The sequence below is a fragment of the Jonesia denitrificans DSM 20603 genome, from assembly GCF_000024065.1.
Taxonomy (GTDB): Bacteria; Actinomycetota; Actinomycetes; order Actinomycetales; family Cellulomonadaceae; genus Jonesia; species Jonesia denitrificans.
In genome coordinates this window covers 38,468-54,751 of sequence record NC_013174.1, presented here as the reverse complement: position 1 = coordinate 54,751, position 16,284 = coordinate 38,468, and the positions used below count along the sequence as shown (strand labels likewise).

The window sequence follows — 16,284 nt, the reverse complement described above, 5'->3', positions numbered from 1 at the left end:
TCTTCACTCGCGCGTGTGGACCACTGTGCAGATCCACCTCCTTCGCGTGTGGACCACTGTGCAGATCCACCTCCTTCGCGTGTGGACCACTGTGCAGATCCACCTCCTTCGCGTGTGGACCACTTTGGACGCGAGAGTGCACAAATTTATGGTCCACACGCAACCAAACTGGTCCTTACGCGGGGGCAGGCCACGCGAGAGGAAGCGAAGCGGGGGCAGACCACGCGGGTGTCACATCGCTTGTTGGGGGCGTGCTGCGCGCTGTTCAGCGAGCGCAACAATCCGGTTTTGCATCCCAGAGAACACGAGCCCATGGAAGGGGTAAACCGCCCACCAGTACATGCGGCCGGCGAGGCCGCGGGGGAAGAACACTGCGCGTTGGGTGTAGGTGGAGCCGGTGTCGTGCGGTTCGCAGCGCATCTCAAGCCAAGCGTGGCCGGGGACTTTCATTTCGGCACGAAGACGGAGCAGGGTACCTTCGGTGACGGCTTCGACACGCCAGAAGTCGATGGCGTCACCAACGTGGACGGTAGTGGAGGATCGCCGGCCACGTGCGAGCCCAACGCCGCCCACAAGTTTGTCAATCCACCCGCGAATCGCCCACAGGATAGGGGTGGAGTACCAGCCGTTGTCACCACCGATGGTGATGACAACGTGCCAGAGGTCGGTGACTGGGGCGGTGGAGTGGGCCGTGCGTTCGTCCGTGTAGACGGCGCGGCCAGCCCAGTTGGGGTCGGAGGGGAGTGGGTCGGCGGGCGATTTGCCGGGGCACGGGCGTGACGAGGTTGACCCAATGCGATGCGAGACGTGGGGTGAGCACGGGAAGCGCGGCGATGCGCCGAGCAGGTAGTAGAGAACGTCGTGCACAGCGATGGGTTGAATGTGGTTGAGTACCCATTGTGGTGCGGGCATGACGGGGAGAACTTCGGTGAGGTGTCGCACCATTTCAAATGATGCCGACCCTGACCCGATGACCACACCCGCCTGCAACACGAGTGTTGGGGTGTCGTCCCCACGCGAACGTTGCGATGCGCTGCGGGCCGGGCGTCGGTTCAGGTGCGGGGCTTTCCACCGGGCTCTGCGCCGAGCTTTCCGCGGTGCTCTGCGCCGAGCTCTCCGCGGGGGTGGTTGGTGAAGTCGCCGTGGAGCTGGGTGTTGTGTCACGCATCGGTTGTCCCCTCACCGGTGTGTTGTGGCGTGGTGCTGTTGCACCCAGTGTCTCGTGTGGGCGCGCTTCGCGCCTGCCCACCGCTCACCGCCCCTTGTGTGGACCATTTTGAATGCGCATGGACCACAATTTTCCGCACTCTCACGTGCACAAGGGTCCGCATAGGCACCCTGCCCCCTCAACAAGACCCCCAACAGACATCTCCCAACACTAAAAGTGTGTCCACTACCCACTCTTAGTAACACTTCTGCCAGGAAGTGTTACTAAGATGAGCCCATGGCGCCACTTTCGGGATCTCCCCACGACGCAGACCAACGCCCTATCGCACGTATCGCGGTTCCCGCCGTGGGGTGGGAAGAGCACCTGTGGATCCCGGGGCCGGGCGAGGGGTTTTCGAGGTCGGAGTTGCGGCGGCAAACGGGAAGATACCAGTCGGCAATTCCCGCGCAGTTTTCCACCTGGCAATGCGTTCTTGATTCGGCGGTTGCTGCTGATGTGGATGAGGCGACTCGCGCATTGGTCGCGTTTGATGAGCGAGTTGTGCGCAGACTTGGCACCGAAGGGGCGGTTCTAGGTCCGATGAGCGCTATCTTGCTTCGAACGGAAAGTGCGTCAAGTTCTCAAATCGAGCAGTTGACGACCTCTGCCCGCCAACTGAGTCTTGCGGAGTTGGCTCATCGTTCTACTCCCCACGCCCGGTTGGTTGTGGGGAACGTGCGTGCGATGGAAGCGGCATTGCAGCTTGCGGGTGCTCTTGACGTGTCGGCAATTCTTGCGATGCACAGTGCACTGCTTGAGCATCAGCGAGACATGGCCGAACATGCCGGGCGTTTGCGGGAGGTTGTGGTGTGGATTGGTCCTGGTCATGCGGGTCCGTTGCGTGCAGACTTTGTGGCACCACAACCGCATCGTGTGGAAGGTGCGCTGGCTGATTTGGTGGCGTTTATTGGCCGTGTTGACATTCCACCCCTTGTCCAGATCGCAATCGCTCATGCGCAGTTCGAAACGATTCACCCGTTTGTCGACGGAAATGGGAGAACTGGTCGCGCGTTGGTCAATGCGCTGCTTCGTTCTTACGGGCTCGTGTCGCATGTGACGGCCCCGCTTTCTGGGGGTCTATTACGGCGGACCACGGACTATTTTGAGGCTTTGCAGGCTTTTCGGCGTGGTGATGCTGGCCCAATTGTGGCGGCATTCGCTCAGGCCGCTCGGTTCGCCGCACACCGCGGCGACCTGCTTGTCGATGCGCTGGTCACCGAACTCCACAACTCACGTTCGTTGCTGGTCGGGCTTCGTCCGCAAGCTACGGCGTGGCGTGTCCTTCCGTTACTAGTGGGACAGCCGGTCATCAATAATGAGTACGTGATGACCGCCTTGGGTGTGGGGAAGGTGACCGCGCAACGCGCAGTCGATGCCTTGGTCGATCGGACCGTGATCAGGGAGTGTACGGGCCAAGCGCGGCATCGTGTCTGGCAGCATGACGGATTCCTCGGGATTCTCGATGCGTTTGCCGCCGAACTGAAGCGCGCTCGCTGACCTCCCCCTCGCCAAACTGCCCCCGCCCCCTGCTCACCCGCTCACCCGCCCAACGCCCACCGTGTGGACCATTTTGGCGCTGTGTGGACCACATTTTTCCGCACTCTCACGTGCAAAAGGGTCCACACAGGGAGCCCGGTGAGGGACAGCGCACCAGAACCGGGTGGAGGGCGCCGGGCGGCGTTACACACCAGCGAGCGTTTGATGACCCATGACGTGTTGGGTGTCGCAGGCGGCAATGAGTGCAGGGTCGTGGGTGGAGGCGATGACGGTGGCGCCGGTGTGCGCGAAGTTCGCGAGGAGCGCGATGACATGGTCGCGGTTCGCGGCGTCGAGTGACGCGGTTGGTTCGTCTACGTAGAGGATGTGTGCGTTTCGGTAGATCGCTCGCGCTAGTGCAAGGCGCTGTTTTTCGCCGCCGCTGAGGTGGGAGGCGGTGTCGTTTTCGCGTCCGAGGAGCCCGGTGTTGTCGAGTGCGGCGAGCATGGCCGGGTTGGTGCGTTTGGTGCGTGCGCGCATGGTGACGTTGAATGCGACGGTGTCGTCGTCGATGATGCCGTAGTCCTGGAGGATGAACGCGGCGTGGTCGCGCCAGAAGCGGCGGCGTTGCCGCGGGTTGTATGCGGTGACGTCGCGCCCACCAGCAACGATGCGCCCTGTTTGTGCTGGTAGGAGTAGCCCAAGTGTGTGGAGGAGGGTGGTTTTGCCGGAGCCGCTGGGGCCGGTGAGCGCGGTCATGGCCCCGGGTTCGCAGGTGACGTTTTCGTGGTCGATGATGGTGCGCCCGTCGATGGTGACGGTCAGGTCGTGGCTATCGATGCGCATGTGGGTGTCCTTTCTGCGGTGCGTTCGCTGTCCGCGCTGTCCGCGGCATCTGTGGGTGTCATAGTGTGCGCCGGGTGACGTGTCGGAAGGCGATGGACGCGGCGATGGGGTGTGCGGTGTAGAGGGCGATCATGCCGAGGGTGGCGGCTCCGGCTGTGATGAGGAGGGTGTCTGCGGGTTGGAGGGCCACGATGATTCCGGTGATGATGACGCCGATGAGGAGGTCGGTGGTGGCGCGGGGACGGGTGACGGTTTCCCAGGTGTGTCCGGCGAGGCGTAGGGGGAAGTCGCGGCGGGCGTTGAGGTTACTGGCGATGACCGCGTTGATTGCCACGGACACGATGAAAGCGATGGTGAGTGCGGCGATGGAGAGGGTGAGGAGTTGTGCGAGGTAGGTGGCGAATTGGGCTTCGAGGATTCCTTGTTCGGCGACGTAGAGGGGTTGGATGCTTCCGTCGATGCCACGGGCTGTGAGGTTGTTTCGGGTGAGTCCGGCGTCGATGAGTCGTTGGTGGGTGGTGGCTGGGTCGGTGAGGATGATATTGGCGCTGGAGGCGAGGGCTGTGAGGTTGGTGTCGTTGAAGGTCCCGGTGATGGTGGGCACGGTGATGATGAGGACGTCGTTGAGGAAGCTGAGTTGTCCAGCTGTCCCGCCGTGGGCTACGGGGTAGGCGGTGTTGGTGGTTGGTGTGAGGAGTTGCGAGTCGGCGAGGATGTCGCTGGGGGTGCGTCCGGCGGGTGCCCAGAGTTCGAGGGTGGGGGCGAGTTCTCGCGTGACGATGCGCGCCGCGTCTTCTCCTGCGGGTTCTAACCCGGCCATTGTGGTTGCGGGCGTGTCGGGTGTGTTGGTGGGCGCATCGGTTGTTGGTGTATTTTCGCTGGCGACTGACGGGGTCATGAGGTCAAGCCAGCGGGTGTTGACGATGCTGATTGCACTGTAGGGGCCGAAGTTGCCGCCCCAGGTGTCGTTGAAGATGGTGTAGGACAGGGCTGCTTGGTTGTCGTGTTCGGCGTCGCGGATGATGGTGCCGATGGTGGGGGCGATTGTTTCCATGTCGTCGTCGAGCATGGCAAAGGAGAGGTGGACTTCGTTGGAGAGTTGGTTCCATGCGTCGAGTTGCCGTGCGGTTGCGGCGGCGTTGGTGGTGGCGGTCCAGGCTGGCCCAATGTAGACGATGACGGCGGCAAGTGTGGCGATTTGGACGATTTTCGCGGCGGTGCGCAGGGTGGCGACGGCTGGGGTTCGACGGGCGAACAGGTCGGTGTTAGGCCATGAGATTGCGGACAGTGCAAGGGCGATGAGGGTGGTTGCGGTGAGGGTGAGCACACTGAACACGGCGAGGATCGTGGCGTAGAGGGGAACAAATTCCCAGCCGCGTGTGGCACCTATGGTCACGGTTGCGGTGGTGAATACGACGGTTGCCCCGCCGATGATGATGGCGAACAGGGTCCCGAGGTCGTGCAGTTGGATGCGCCAGGGCGGGGTTCCTGCGAGGACGCGTAACGCCCGTGAGCGGGCTTTCGCGGCCAGCCAGTACACGGTGATGGCGCCCATGAGGGCGCAGGCGGCGAGGATGGGGGCGGCGAATCCGCTGGTGGCGGCTAACCCGGTGATGCTGTCTACGGGGGATGCTGTGTTGTGGGTGACGTCTACACCAAGAGCTTGTAGATGCGCGATCGCTTGGCCTAGTTGGGCGGGTTGGGTGATCAGGTAGGCTCCGTCGATCACGGAGTTGGTGAGGGTGTCTGTTCCGACGATGTGGGCGGGGGTGTCGGCGGCGAACCAGTTCAGTGGTTGCGGGTCAGTGATGGTTGGTTGTGTGAGGTCAACGTAGAGTTGCGACCCGGTGCTGTCGAGGTCGGGCAGGAGTTTGTATAGGCCAAGGTCGTAGTCGGTGTTGAGTTGTTGCATCCCGGTGAGTGCGGCGTCACGGTCCCAGGGGGAGTTGGTGAAGTCGACGGTGATGGTGTCGGTGACTCCGAGTGCTTGCGGGTAGAACCTGTCGTGGAAGTCGGTGACGACCCCGGCGAGGACGGCGAGCAGGGCGTACAGGGCGACGCCGGTCACAGCGATGACGTGTTTGTGCATGTGTGTTGTCCGTCAGGTTCTTGTGTCTGTGGGTTGATTATTGTCGATGCGATACCTGGGTAGCCTCGCAGTGTGTGCGACGCTACCCAGGGTGAGTCGTGGTTAGCAGGTGCGGTAGTAGTAGTTGCCGCTCAGCCCTGGTGAGTTCACGGTCCCTACTTCTGCAATGGATTTCTTCCCGGATGCCGTGTCAACGCTGCGTGATGTGTTGACGATTTTTCCGTCAATTTTCTTGTGCACGGTGCTTCCGTGGCATGTGTTGACGGTGTAGTAGGAGCGGAGTTTGACGTTCTCGAATCCGTATTGCCAGGTTCCGCCTGCTGATGGGTACTGGGTTTTGAGTCCTACTGATTCCTATGCGCTCGCGACGAGGCTTGGGCCTGCGAGTGTCATTGTTGCGGCGACGCATAGGGCCGCCAGGGTGGTGCGCATCTGTCGCATGATGCGTTTCCTTCCTTCAATGAGTAACAGGTTTTCTGTCTGTTTTTCCTGAGATGTGAGGCCTCATGGTGAGGTTATGTACTCGCCTAAAGCCTGAATAGGATTAATCTCACATGTCGGGATAAACGCCGGGCGAACCTTGTCCTCTATCAGTTCTTCACGACATAGACGGGCACTCCGAACCCTTCGCGTTGTCCAAGCGTGGAGTCGATGGCATCACGTTCAGATTTTTCTGCGTAGGTCACCTGAACGAGCGCCTGATCAGTGCTGGTCCCACACGGTTCACCAACGGTGACCTGGACATTGTCACCAAGATCCTCGAGTTCTTGGACAAGGGAGGGGTGGGCGGCAAGCGCGTCTTCCACTTCTGTGACAGCTGGTAGCTGATCACAGGGCGGGTGAGCGCTAGTCTCACCTCGCAGCAGCACCCCGGTCACGACACCCATGCCACCAAGGGCAACTGCGACCGCAATGACAACGCCGACAACGATCACAATGATTTTCCTCGTCGATGATGGAGCGTCTTCTGCCATCACCCCTCCTTTGTTCCATGCTTCGCGTCTCTCCGGCATGGCAAGGGGTGCACGTTTCGTTGTTGTCCGCATCGTCTACGCGGCTGCTTGTCATACATGAACGATGGCCCCCTACCATGGTGTTGCGCTCGAACGTTGATTTGCCGTGCAAGCTGCAACTGTTTACGAGAACAATCGTGCCAGCGGCGTATTCCTGGCGGTATCCCCCTTGAGGATGATTGTGGTCGATTTGCGTGAACAGTGAGTAAATATGTCACCGTTGCGACTCTGTCTCCAGCTCACTCACTCGCCACCACGCCTGCACTCCACGCGAGCCCACCGCTCCAGCCCTCCGCTCCAGCCCCATGCACCTTGTGTGGACCATTTTGTATTCGTGTGGACCACAATTTTCCGCACTCTCACGTGCAAAATGGTCCACACGCCCATGGGGCTGGGCAGCGCATCGGAGGGCTGGGCGCGCGATACAAGAGCGGGCGCACATCACAGCAGGAGGGCAAAGCTGCACGCCAGAGCGGTCGCGGTGACCTGGCGTGTCACCGTTGGGTGACGTGGACGGGCACTCCGAATCCGTTGCGTTGGGTGAGGAGGTCGTCGATTGCGTCGAGTTCGTGGTCGCGCGTGTAGGACACTTCGATGAGCGCGAGGGTGGTGTTCGCGGTGCAGGGGGTGGCTATTGCTACGCGGATGGTGTCGCCTTGTGATTCGATGTCGTTGGCGAGGTCGCTGTGGGTGAGGAGGGCTTCTTTGACGTCGTCGACGTGTGGGAGTTCAGTGCATGGCGGGTGTGTGGTGGAGCGTGCGGGGAGGATCCCGCCGAGCATGGTTGTACCGATGAGTGACAGCCCAATGATGGTCGCGGTTGCGACGATGAGGATGATGATGGTGGCGTTGCGGTCGGTGCGTGTTCGCCGTGTCGCTGGCGTCGTTGTGCCGGTGTCCGACATGCTGTCCCCCTGCTGTGTGGCCGCTACTGTTCTTGCCGATGCGCTGCGTGCGTTGCTTCTGTTGCGCTCATCGTCTCCGACTGTAGGTGGCACAGGCGTCACCGCACATCAGTCTTGAGGTGGATTTAGGCGTCCGTGAGGGTGAAACTTTTTGTCTGTTTCGTCGCCTGCGGCGGCGTTCTTCTGCGGCGCTGGCACGCCCTCCTTGTACATCTCCCGTGCGCACACCCCTTGCATGCACCCGCGCGCACACCCTCACATGCACCCGCGCGCACACCCTCACATGCACCCGCGCGCACACCCTCACATGCACCTGTGTGCGCCCCTTGCATGAGCCATGTGGACCATTTTGTGCGCGCAAGGACCAAGAAAACCTGCACTCACACGCGCAAAGTGGTCCACACAGCAGAAGCCAACCCCACAAAATGGTCCGCACCCGCACCCACACACGCCTGAGCGCCACACCCACGCACGCCCCGCATCGTTCACCGGGCGCGCACATCGTCTCCGCATTGTGGACACCTCCCGCTCACAGCGGGTGAATTTCCGTGACCGTTCGTCATCTATTTCACATGTCCTTCACGCCGTTGAGGTCCATGAACTGGGACACTAAAGACCTCCCATGACCTTCCGATGGGGAGGTGTGCCCTAGGTGACCACGAGTTTTACGCATGAAGCGTTTCGATGCGTGCGTCAAGGCCGAAAGTCTAGGGGTGACATTCACCCGGGGTAACGTGCGTGGGGGCCTCTTTCAGGGGTTTCCTTTTTGAGAATATGCTTTGCGAACGCCTTGCATCGCCTAACGCGAGAGAGACACAGATAACGTGGAATTGCGCGACTATATCCGTATTTTGCATAAGAGTTGGGCCTTGATTGTCGCCATCACATTGGCGGGCATGGGGCTTGGGGCTCTGGCAACGATTTTTGCGACTCCGCAGTATCAGTCGTCAACCCAGTTGTATGTGTCTGTGCGGTCTGAGGGTTCTCAGACGGGCGAGTTGGTTCAGGGGTCTACGTTTGCCCGCCAGATTGTTGCTTCGTATGTGGATGTGGTGCGTACGGGCGTGGTGTTGGACCCGGTCATCGAGGAGTTGAATCTCCAGGTGTCTAGTGGTGAGTTGGCAGAGTTTGTGACGGCGTCGTCGCCGTTGAACACGGTGCTGATCAATATTTCTGCGACGAGTTCTGATGCTCAGCAGGCCGCGGATATCGCGAATGCGGTGGGCGAGAGTTTCAAGGATGTTGTGCAAACGAAGCTTGAGGCTACGAATGCGAGTGGTCAAAGCCCTGTGCAGTTGACGACCACGCAGGCAGCATCTGTCGCCCAGGTTCCGACCAGCCCGAACCCGAAGTTGAACTTGGCGCTTGGTTTGTTGGTGGGGTTGGCGTTGGGTGTGGGTGTCGCAATTTTGCGGTCGGTGTTGGATACCCGTATTCACTCGTTGCATGACATTGAGCAGATTACCGAGAAGCCGCTTTTGGGTGGTATTGCGTTTGATCCGGACACGAAGACGCGTCCGTTGATTGTGCATGCTGATCCGCGGAACCCGCGTGCTGAGTCGTTCCGTTCGTTGCGGACGAACTTGCAGTTCCTCAATGTGGGTGAGGGGTCGCGGTCGTTTGTGATTACCTCGGCTGGACCGTCGGAGGGGAAGTCGACGACGTCAGCGAACTTGGCTATTTCGTTAGCGGAGACGGGCGCCCGGGTGGTCCTTATTGAGGGTGATCTGCGGTTGCCGAAGGTGTCTGAGTACATGGGTGTGGAGACTGGTGCGGGTCTGACTGATGTGCTGATTGGTAAGGCTGATTTGGCTGATGTGATGCACCGGTGGGGTCGCGGGCAGTTGTATGTGTTGCCGGCGGGTCGGATTCCGCCGAATCCGAGTGAGTTGTTGGGTTCGGCTGCGATGGACCGGGTGTTGGCGAAGCTGAATGATGGTTTTGATTATGTCTTGATTGATGCTCCGCCGGTTCTTCTTGTCACCGATGCTGCTGTGGTGGGGAAGAAAACGTCGGGCGTGATTATGGTGGTTGCGTCGAGCCGGACCACGAAGCAGGGCTTTGGTGCTGCGGTGCGGACGTTGGAGACGGCGGGCACAAACATTTTGGGGGTCATTGTCACGATGCTTCCGACGAAGGGGCCTGATAGTTACGGTTATGGCTCGTATGGCTATGGCCATGAGTTGGAGGCTATTGGCGCGAAGGAGAAGCGTCGTGGTCGGTTCCGTGGGAAACGGGGGTCGGCGTAATGGTTGGTGACGTGTTTTCGATTTTGACGGTGTGTACGGGCAATATTTGTCGGTCGCCGTTGGGTGAGCAGTTGTTGGCGCAGCAGTTGGCGGATCTTGCTGATGTGCGGGTTGCGAGTGCGGGCACGGGTGCGTTGGTGGGGCATGGGATGCCTGATCAGTCGTTGGCGATTGCTCGCTCGTTGGGTGTTGTGGATCCTGAGTCGCATGTGAGTCGTCAGTTGACGCCGGAGTTGTTGGATGAGTCTGATGTGGTGTTTGCGATGGCTCGTGAGCATCGGCGGGCGATTGTGGAGTTGAATCCGCGGGTGTCGAAGCGGGTGTTTACGTTGCGTGAGTTTGCCCGGTTGGCGGATGCGACGTCGGATGATGATTTGCGCGCTGAGTTTGCGCCGGGCCCTTTTGGTGGGGATGTGCCGTCGTCGCCGGTGGAGCGGTTGCGTGCTGGGGTTGCGGCTGTTGCTGCGGGTCGGGGTATGTTGCCGCCGTTGGCGGATCCGTTGGGTGATGATGTGGTGGACCCGTATCGGCGTAGCCAGGATGTGTATGACCAGTCGACGCGGGAGATTGTTCCTGCGGTGTCGTCGATTGTGAGTTTGCTGCGGCGGGCTCTTGCGTTGGAGGTGTGAGGTGGCGATTTCTCCTCGTCCTCCTAAGCCGCCTGCGGAGCGTTCGACGAAGGCTCTTGTTGTGGTGTTGGTTGTTTTTGCTGTTGCCGTGTTTGCGGCGTCGGCGTTGGCGTTGTCGTCAACGCGTGGGAAGAGCGGTGATGGTCTTCCTACTGGTCCTGGTCATGCGCAGCCTACCCCCACGGTTACGCCTGATGAGTTGCCTTCTTCTGAGCCGAGTGAGTCGGTGGAACCGGAGCCGGAGGAGTCTGGTTCTGAGGAGCCGGTGGAGCCTGTGGATGTGGCTCCCGCATCGAGAATTATTGCCGCTGTTGATGGTGCTTTGTTGATTCGTGCGACGGTTGCGTCGTGTGAGTCGGTCACTGCGGTGGAGTTTTCTTCTGATGGGGGCGCGTCGTGGGTGGCGTCTGATTCGGTGGTTGAGACGGGGTCGACGCAGGCGTTGCGGATCATTCCGACGCGTGCGGATTTGGTTCAGTTGATTGCGTTGGATGAGGATTGTGCGCCGCATTTGGTGCGGACGAATGATCAGGGTGAGTCGTGGTTGGCGCCTATTGGTGCGACGGGTGGCTGGTATTTGGTTCCGCAGGATCCGGGTGTGTTGGGTGGCCCGAATGGGCTTGTCGATGCGCCGTGCGAGGCGGTCCAGTTGGCTGCGACTGATGCGCGGGCGGCTGTGTTGTGTGCGGATTCGTCGTTGGTTGTGACGGAGGATTCGGGTGAGTCGTGGGGTGACCCTGTGGTTGTGGAGAATCTTCACGCTGTGGGGTTGTCTGATGGTGCGTACACGGTCGCGGTCGCGAATGTGGGCGAGTGTGCTGGTGTGCAGGTCGCGAATTTTAATGGTTCCCGTGTTGGGGATTTTGGCGGCTGTGTTGAGCGGGATGTGACCGCTGGGGACACAGCACTTGTTCGTGTTGATGATGAGGTGTTCGCCTGGATGGGTGAGGACTTTGTTGTGTCCACTGATGGGGGCAGGTCGTGGCCCTCTTAACTGCGTCTCCTCGGGAGAAGGTCGATCGGTGGCAGCATGATTATGCTCAGCGGCTGTTTCTCAGCGACCTTACGGTGATTGCGGTGTGTGTGTTTGGTGCTCAACTGTTGCGGTTTGGCACGAGCATGCAGGAGTTGTCGGTGGAGTCGGCGGACCGGTTTTCGTTTGTGCTCAGTTATTCAACGGTGTCGTTGGTGCTGATTTTTGGGTGGATGCTTGCGTTGCAGTATTTTGACACCCGCGATTACCGGATTACGGGGACGGGGCCGGAGGAGTATAAGCGGATCCTGGACACTTCTGTGCGGGTGTTTGGGTTGTTGGCGATTATTGATTTGTTGACTCGGGCGAGTATTGCTCGCGGGTATTTGTTGATTGCGTTGCCGTCTGGGTTGTTTTTCTTGTTGTTGACCCGCTGGTTGTGGCGCAAGTGGTTGCATAAGCAACGTGCTGAGGGGCAGTACCTGCATAAGGCTGTCATTGTGGGTGACTACGACAAGATTAAGCATGTCGCTGATGAGATTGGTCGTTCACCAGCTAATGGGTATGCCCTGGTGGGCGCGGTGTCGACGACGAAGGACGGCAAGGATCTGGCTGTGGCTGGGGTCGCGGTGCAGGGGAATTACGATGCGATCCTCACGACTGTGGAGGGTACGGGTGCGGACACTCTCATTATGACGAGTGCTGATGTGCTTGGCCCGAAGAAGATGCGCCGCCTGGGGTGGGAGTTGGAGCAGCGGGGTATTGAGATGGTGGTTGCCCCGGCTTTGACGGATGTTGCTGGGCCGCGCATCCATATGCGCCCGGTTGCTGGTTTGCCGCTCATCCATGTGGATTTCCCGCAGTTTTCGGGGCAGAAGTATTGGATGAAGCGGGCGTTTGATGTGGTGGGGTCCGCGTTTCTTATTGTGGTGTTGAGCCCCATCATGGTCACTGTTGCGGTGTTGGTGAAGCGGGATTCCCCTGGTCCGGTGTTGTTCCGTCAGGGGCGTATTGGGCACAACCAGGAACCGTTCAAGATGTTGAAGTTCCGTTCCATGGCGATCGATGCGGAAGCGAAACTCGCGGAGTTTCTGGACCGTAACGACGGGAATGGTGTGTTGTTCAAACTCAAGGATGACCCACGGGTCACACGGGTGGGCCGGGTGTTACGCCGGTATTCACTTGATGAGTTACCGCAACTGTTTAACGTGTTGAAAGGTGACATGTCTTTGGTGGGGCCACGCCCACCGCTGCCCGTTGAGGTGGAAAAGTACGACGATCATGCGCTGCGCCGTTTACTGGTGAAACCTGGGATCACAGGTTTGTGGCAGGTCAGCGGCCGGTCTGACTTGTCGTGGGACGACAGCGTCCGCCTTGACCTGTATTACGTCGAAAACTGGTCCATGATGAGCGACATCATCATCCTGTACCGCACAATCCGAACGGTGGTGACCCCCAGTGGCGCTTATTAGTTGTGGTGGATCAAAACAAGACTCCGACTTCCTGAAGAATGTGATGGTTTGACGTGCGTGTATCGGTAATCGGCTGCGGATACTTGGGTGCGGTGCACGCGGCCGCAATGGCTGAGTTGGGTCACGATGTTGTGGGAATTGATGTCGACTCAGAGAAGATCGCGATGCTCGAAAATGGCCAGCCACCATTTTTTGAGCCTGATCTGCCAGAGATTCTTTCCCGTGCACATGAAAGTGGGCGGTTGACCTTTAGCACAGATATCACCCTAGTTGCCGACTGCGACGTGCATTTCATTGGTGTGGGGACGCCACAGCTTCCGCACAGTGACGCCGCGGACATGCAGTATGTTGAGGCAGCGTTCGAAGGGCTTTCTCAGCACATGCGTCCAGACGCTGTCATTGTCGGAAAGAGCACTGTTCCAGTTGGCACCGCTCAAGAACTGGCGAACAAGCTTCAGGCCATCCACCCAAACGCTTCTCTCATCTGGAACCCTGAATTCCTCAGAGAAGGATTCGCTGTCAAAGACACCCTAGAACCTGATCGTGTTGTCTATGGGTTAAGCGCCAAAGAGCTAGAGTCTGGTGATCGAGCGCGGTCACTACAGGTGCTCGATGACGTCTATAAACAGATTCTCGCGACAGGGACACCGCGACTTGTCACTGACTACGCGACTGCTGAGCTTGTGAAGGTTTCAGCGAACGCTTTCCTCGCCACCAAGATTAGCTTTATCAATGCCATGGCTGAAATAGCTGAGGCGACTGGTGCTGATGTGACTCAGCTCGCGGACGCGATTGGTCTTGACGAGAGAATTGGGCGCCGCTTCCTCAATGCTGGCGTTGGTTTCGGTGGTGGTTGCCTCCCTAAAGACATCAGGGCGCTTATAGCAAGAGCTGAGGAGCTGGGCGTCGGACGATCAGTGACCTTTCTCCGTGAAGTGGACGACATCAATTCTCGGCGCAGAGAGCGGGTAGTTGAACTTGCAACTGAAGTGCTCGGAGGCTCTCTCAATGGAAAGCGAGTGGCTGTTCTTGGGCTGACGTTCAAACCGAACTCGGATGATGTCCGTGATTCCCCCGCACTTGATGTCGCTGTAAGGCTTAAAGGGTTAGGAGCAGACGTTGTTGCGACTGATCCACAAGGCATTCCGAACGCAGAGCAGCGGCATCCCCAAATCAACTACGAACTTTCTACGGAGAAGGCGCTCCAGAGCGCTGACCTCGTTTTACTTGTCACTGAATGGGATGAGTACAAACAACTCGACCCAACGTTTGTTGGATCACTTGTCCGCGAGAAGAATCTTATAGACGGTCGCAACGCGCTCGTCCCGGTCCAATGGTCCTTGGCAGAGTGGAACTATTTTGGTCTTGGTAGATAGACCGGTTCATCGTAACTGGGGCGTAGGAGTGACCTGACTTTTTGGTGTCGGATCGTGTTTAGAGATATGCCTCGCGGTAGTTCTCAATCCTAACTCGGTATCGCAAAGTGGTCGTTGATCACTTTGATCTAGTCCCTGCGTAGTCTTTGGCCGACGGTATTGAATGTGGTCGGGATGGCTGCAAGGCATCAATACGGTCAGTGTCTGTTCAACTACTACTGAGATCTGGAAAACCTCTGGGCGGCCTCCGCCGCGAAGTGTTCATCCGCCGCAACACCCATGCAGGTTTATGAGTCTTTCAATGTGGTTCCGATACCGATCCACAGTGTTGGAGATCTTGAACCCCGTGAGCCCTGTCCTTTGGGACGACGAAAATTTAGTTGATAAAATCAGGAAATGACGATCTGAAAAGCTCTTTATCACATACTTTGAGCCAACATCAAAAAAAATCCAATAGCCGAGGCAAACCATGCCATCACACCATCGAAACGAATTCATCCTGCCTCAGCGGTACATATAGAAACTGACGCCCCTCCCTGTCGTGGGTCTTATCCTGGAAGTCAGAGGGATAAACCTAGCCTTCGACTACATGCATTCGTTTTCCACAATTTTCTGTCACGACATACTGGACTACCGGAGAACGCAGGTCTGAGATGGCTTAGGAGACACAAAGCATAAAGACTAGGTGCGCGGAGACGACTTGAATTACGTAATTCAATAATCCGGATACACGGCATGTGAAAATTCTACATAATCCGATCAAAAGAGCCTAGAATAAGAGATGCTAGAACAAGCATAACCTAGAATTATCTTATAAAACCTATTCAGCTATAGGAGCCGTCACCTGGTTCACAGTAGACTTAAATCGATCCTCAAAAGAGGAAGCCAACACTCCACAAAATATGATTGGTAACCAGTAATTCGACTGAGTGTAAAATGCCGACGTCAAGGCAAACGCAAACAACGCAACAATTATCGAAGAAAACTCAAGATGGCCAAACCTAGCCAGCCTCTGAGCTTGCCATAAATAATAGATAGTTAATACCAGGAAGCCAACAAACAGAAGAAATCCCCCCTGATACCATCCGCGAAGTAGGTAATTATGAACGACAAGATCTAAAGCTACAGTGCTCTGGTTCATCGAATCCATGCCAACCCCTACTACGGGATCACGTGATATGTAAGACAATGCGTGGTTATAAGTCTGAAACCTAATCTCCGCAGAAGCGACACCTCCCGACTGCTCGCCGAGAACTACCCTCATTCTTTCCTGTGTAAAATCTGGCAGTAGTCTCAAAAAAGGCTTAGTACCTATTGAAAAAACAAACAAAAGAGCAACAAAAGAGTAGAAGAGGACTATAAACCTTTCCCACACTCCTAACTTATTGAGAAAAATAGCGAGTCCCGCCAGTAGGGCTAACAAAGAACTTAAGCTACCACTTAAAACAATGGCATACAGATTCGCCAAAATTAGAAAACCCGCCCATACTATTGAGCCACGGTTCTTGAAAATGAAACCAGTAAGAAAGAGTACAACGAGGACCGATATAATCCCAAGAACATTCGGATGATAGGCGAGCCCGTTTACTCTTCCACCTCGTTGTGAAAGACCGAAAGCGTCAATCCCTACCGCTTGAGCGAACGCGACGCCAATGGACAGCGTATGAGCAACTAGAAACAGCACTAGCATAGTTTTGGTAAACCAACGGAAGTGCCTTATTTGAAAACTCAATGAAAGAGATGTAAAGAGGACAAAACCTACGAACGAAGTAGCCACAAGCGTACTAGATGGAACATTTGAATTACTCCCTGAAATAAATCCGGCTGCGAGTATCAAAAAACTCGCACCTATGAGAATACCGAAACCATTGACTCGATAAACCCGACCTAGCAATACGCCAATAATTCCTACAAGCAAAGGAAAGTATCTAACGTTTTGCGAGAAAATGACATAGAGCAATTGCTGAAAAGGGAGAGTGAACGCAACTAAAAGCCACAGAACTGTGTCTATACTTACACGTTTAGTCTGAGAAAACTTGTCCACCGAGC

General features: G+C 57.4%; 11 protein-coding genes and 2 pseudogenes. 6 read left to right on the top strand and 7 right to left on the bottom strand.

Annotated features, from left to right (window positions below; all coding sequences use genetic code 11):
• Positions 1 to 231 precede the first annotated feature (231 nt).
• Positions 232 to 1,065, bottom strand: a pseudogene (locus tag JDEN_RS00245) (DUF2867 domain-containing protein); the annotation flags it as partial.
• Between the two features lie 379 nt (positions 1,066 to 1,444).
• On the opposite strand from JDEN_RS00245, the gene JDEN_RS00240 reads away from it, so the two are divergent.
• The gene (locus tag JDEN_RS00240) at positions 1,445 to 2,704 is read left to right on the top strand and encodes a Fic family protein (RefSeq protein ID WP_012805828.1); all 1,260 of its coding nucleotides are present in this window, start codon (positions 1,445 to 1,447) and stop codon (positions 2,702 to 2,704) included.
• 183 nt (positions 2,705 to 2,887) lie between these two features.
• On the opposite strand, the gene JDEN_RS00235 is transcribed toward JDEN_RS00240, so the two are convergent.
• The 5 genes and pseudogenes from JDEN_RS00235 to JDEN_RS00215 form a co-directional block, all read right to left on the bottom strand.
• Positions 2,888 to 3,529 (bottom strand): ATP-binding cassette domain-containing protein, encoded by a 642-nt coding sequence (locus tag JDEN_RS00235; RefSeq protein WP_012805827.1) that lies wholly within the window; start codon positions 3,527 to 3,529, stop codon positions 2,888 to 2,890.
• Positions 3,530 to 3,587: 58 nt separating this feature from the next.
• Complete coding sequence (locus JDEN_RS00230) at positions 3,588 to 5,618, bottom strand: hypothetical protein (RefSeq protein WP_012805826.1); 2,031 nt, start codon at positions 5,616 to 5,618, stop codon at positions 3,588 to 3,590.
• A 102-nt stretch (positions 5,619 to 5,720) separates the two neighbouring features.
• Positions 5,721 to 5,924 (bottom strand): annotated as a pseudogene (locus JDEN_RS13985) (hypothetical protein); the annotation flags it as partial.
• Between the two features lie 284 nt (positions 5,925 to 6,208).
• Entirely contained in the window at positions 6,209 to 6,592 is a 384-nt protein-coding gene (locus JDEN_RS00220; RefSeq protein ID WP_012805824.1) for a hypothetical protein, read from the bottom strand.
• 533 nt (positions 6,593 to 7,125) lie between these two features.
• Complete coding sequence (locus tag JDEN_RS00215; protein WP_143713201.1) at positions 7,126 to 7,638, bottom strand: hypothetical protein; 513 nt, start codon at positions 7,636 to 7,638, stop codon at positions 7,126 to 7,128.
• A 722-nt stretch (positions 7,639 to 8,360) separates the two neighbouring features.
• Between JDEN_RS00215 and JDEN_RS00205 the strand changes: the two genes are divergently transcribed.
• From JDEN_RS00205 to JDEN_RS00185, 5 genes are read left to right on the top strand one after another with little or no spacing between them, the layout of a single operon-like run.
• On the top strand, positions 8,361 to 9,785 hold the full coding sequence (locus JDEN_RS00205; protein WP_012805822.1) for a tyrosine-protein kinase domain-containing protein: 1,425 nt from the start codon (positions 8,361 to 8,363) through the stop codon (positions 9,783 to 9,785).
• An 11-nt stretch (positions 9,786 to 9,796) separates the two neighbouring features.
• Positions 9,797 to 10,414: an arsenate reductase/protein-tyrosine-phosphatase family protein gene (locus tag JDEN_RS00200; RefSeq protein WP_226926622.1), complete on the top strand. Its 618-nt coding sequence runs from the start codon at positions 9,797 to 9,799 to the stop codon at positions 10,412 to 10,414.
• Between the two features lies 1 nt (position 10,415).
• Positions 10,416 to 11,408, top strand: a complete 993-nt coding sequence (locus tag JDEN_RS00195; RefSeq protein ID WP_012805820.1) for a hypothetical protein — start codon at positions 10,416 to 10,418, stop codon at positions 11,406 to 11,408.
• On the top strand, positions 11,396 to 12,859 hold the full coding sequence (locus tag JDEN_RS00190) for a sugar transferase (protein WP_012805819.1): 1,464 nt from the start codon (positions 11,396 to 11,398) through the stop codon (positions 12,857 to 12,859). Before JDEN_RS00195 ends, JDEN_RS00190 begins: the two co-directional genes overlap by 13 nt.
• A 53-nt stretch (positions 12,860 to 12,912) precedes the next feature.
• Positions 12,913 to 14,235: a UDP-glucose dehydrogenase family protein gene (locus JDEN_RS00185; protein ID WP_012805818.1), complete on the top strand. Its 1,323-nt coding sequence runs from the start codon at positions 12,913 to 12,915 to the stop codon at positions 14,233 to 14,235.
• An 820-nt stretch (positions 14,236 to 15,055) separates the two neighbouring features.
• On the opposite strand, the gene JDEN_RS00180 is transcribed toward JDEN_RS00185, so the two are convergent.
• Positions 15,056 to 16,279: an O-antigen ligase family protein gene (locus JDEN_RS00180; protein WP_041287745.1), complete on the bottom strand. Its 1,224-nt coding sequence runs from the start codon at positions 16,277 to 16,279 to the stop codon at positions 15,056 to 15,058.
• Positions 16,280 to 16,284: the final 5 nt, after the last annotated feature.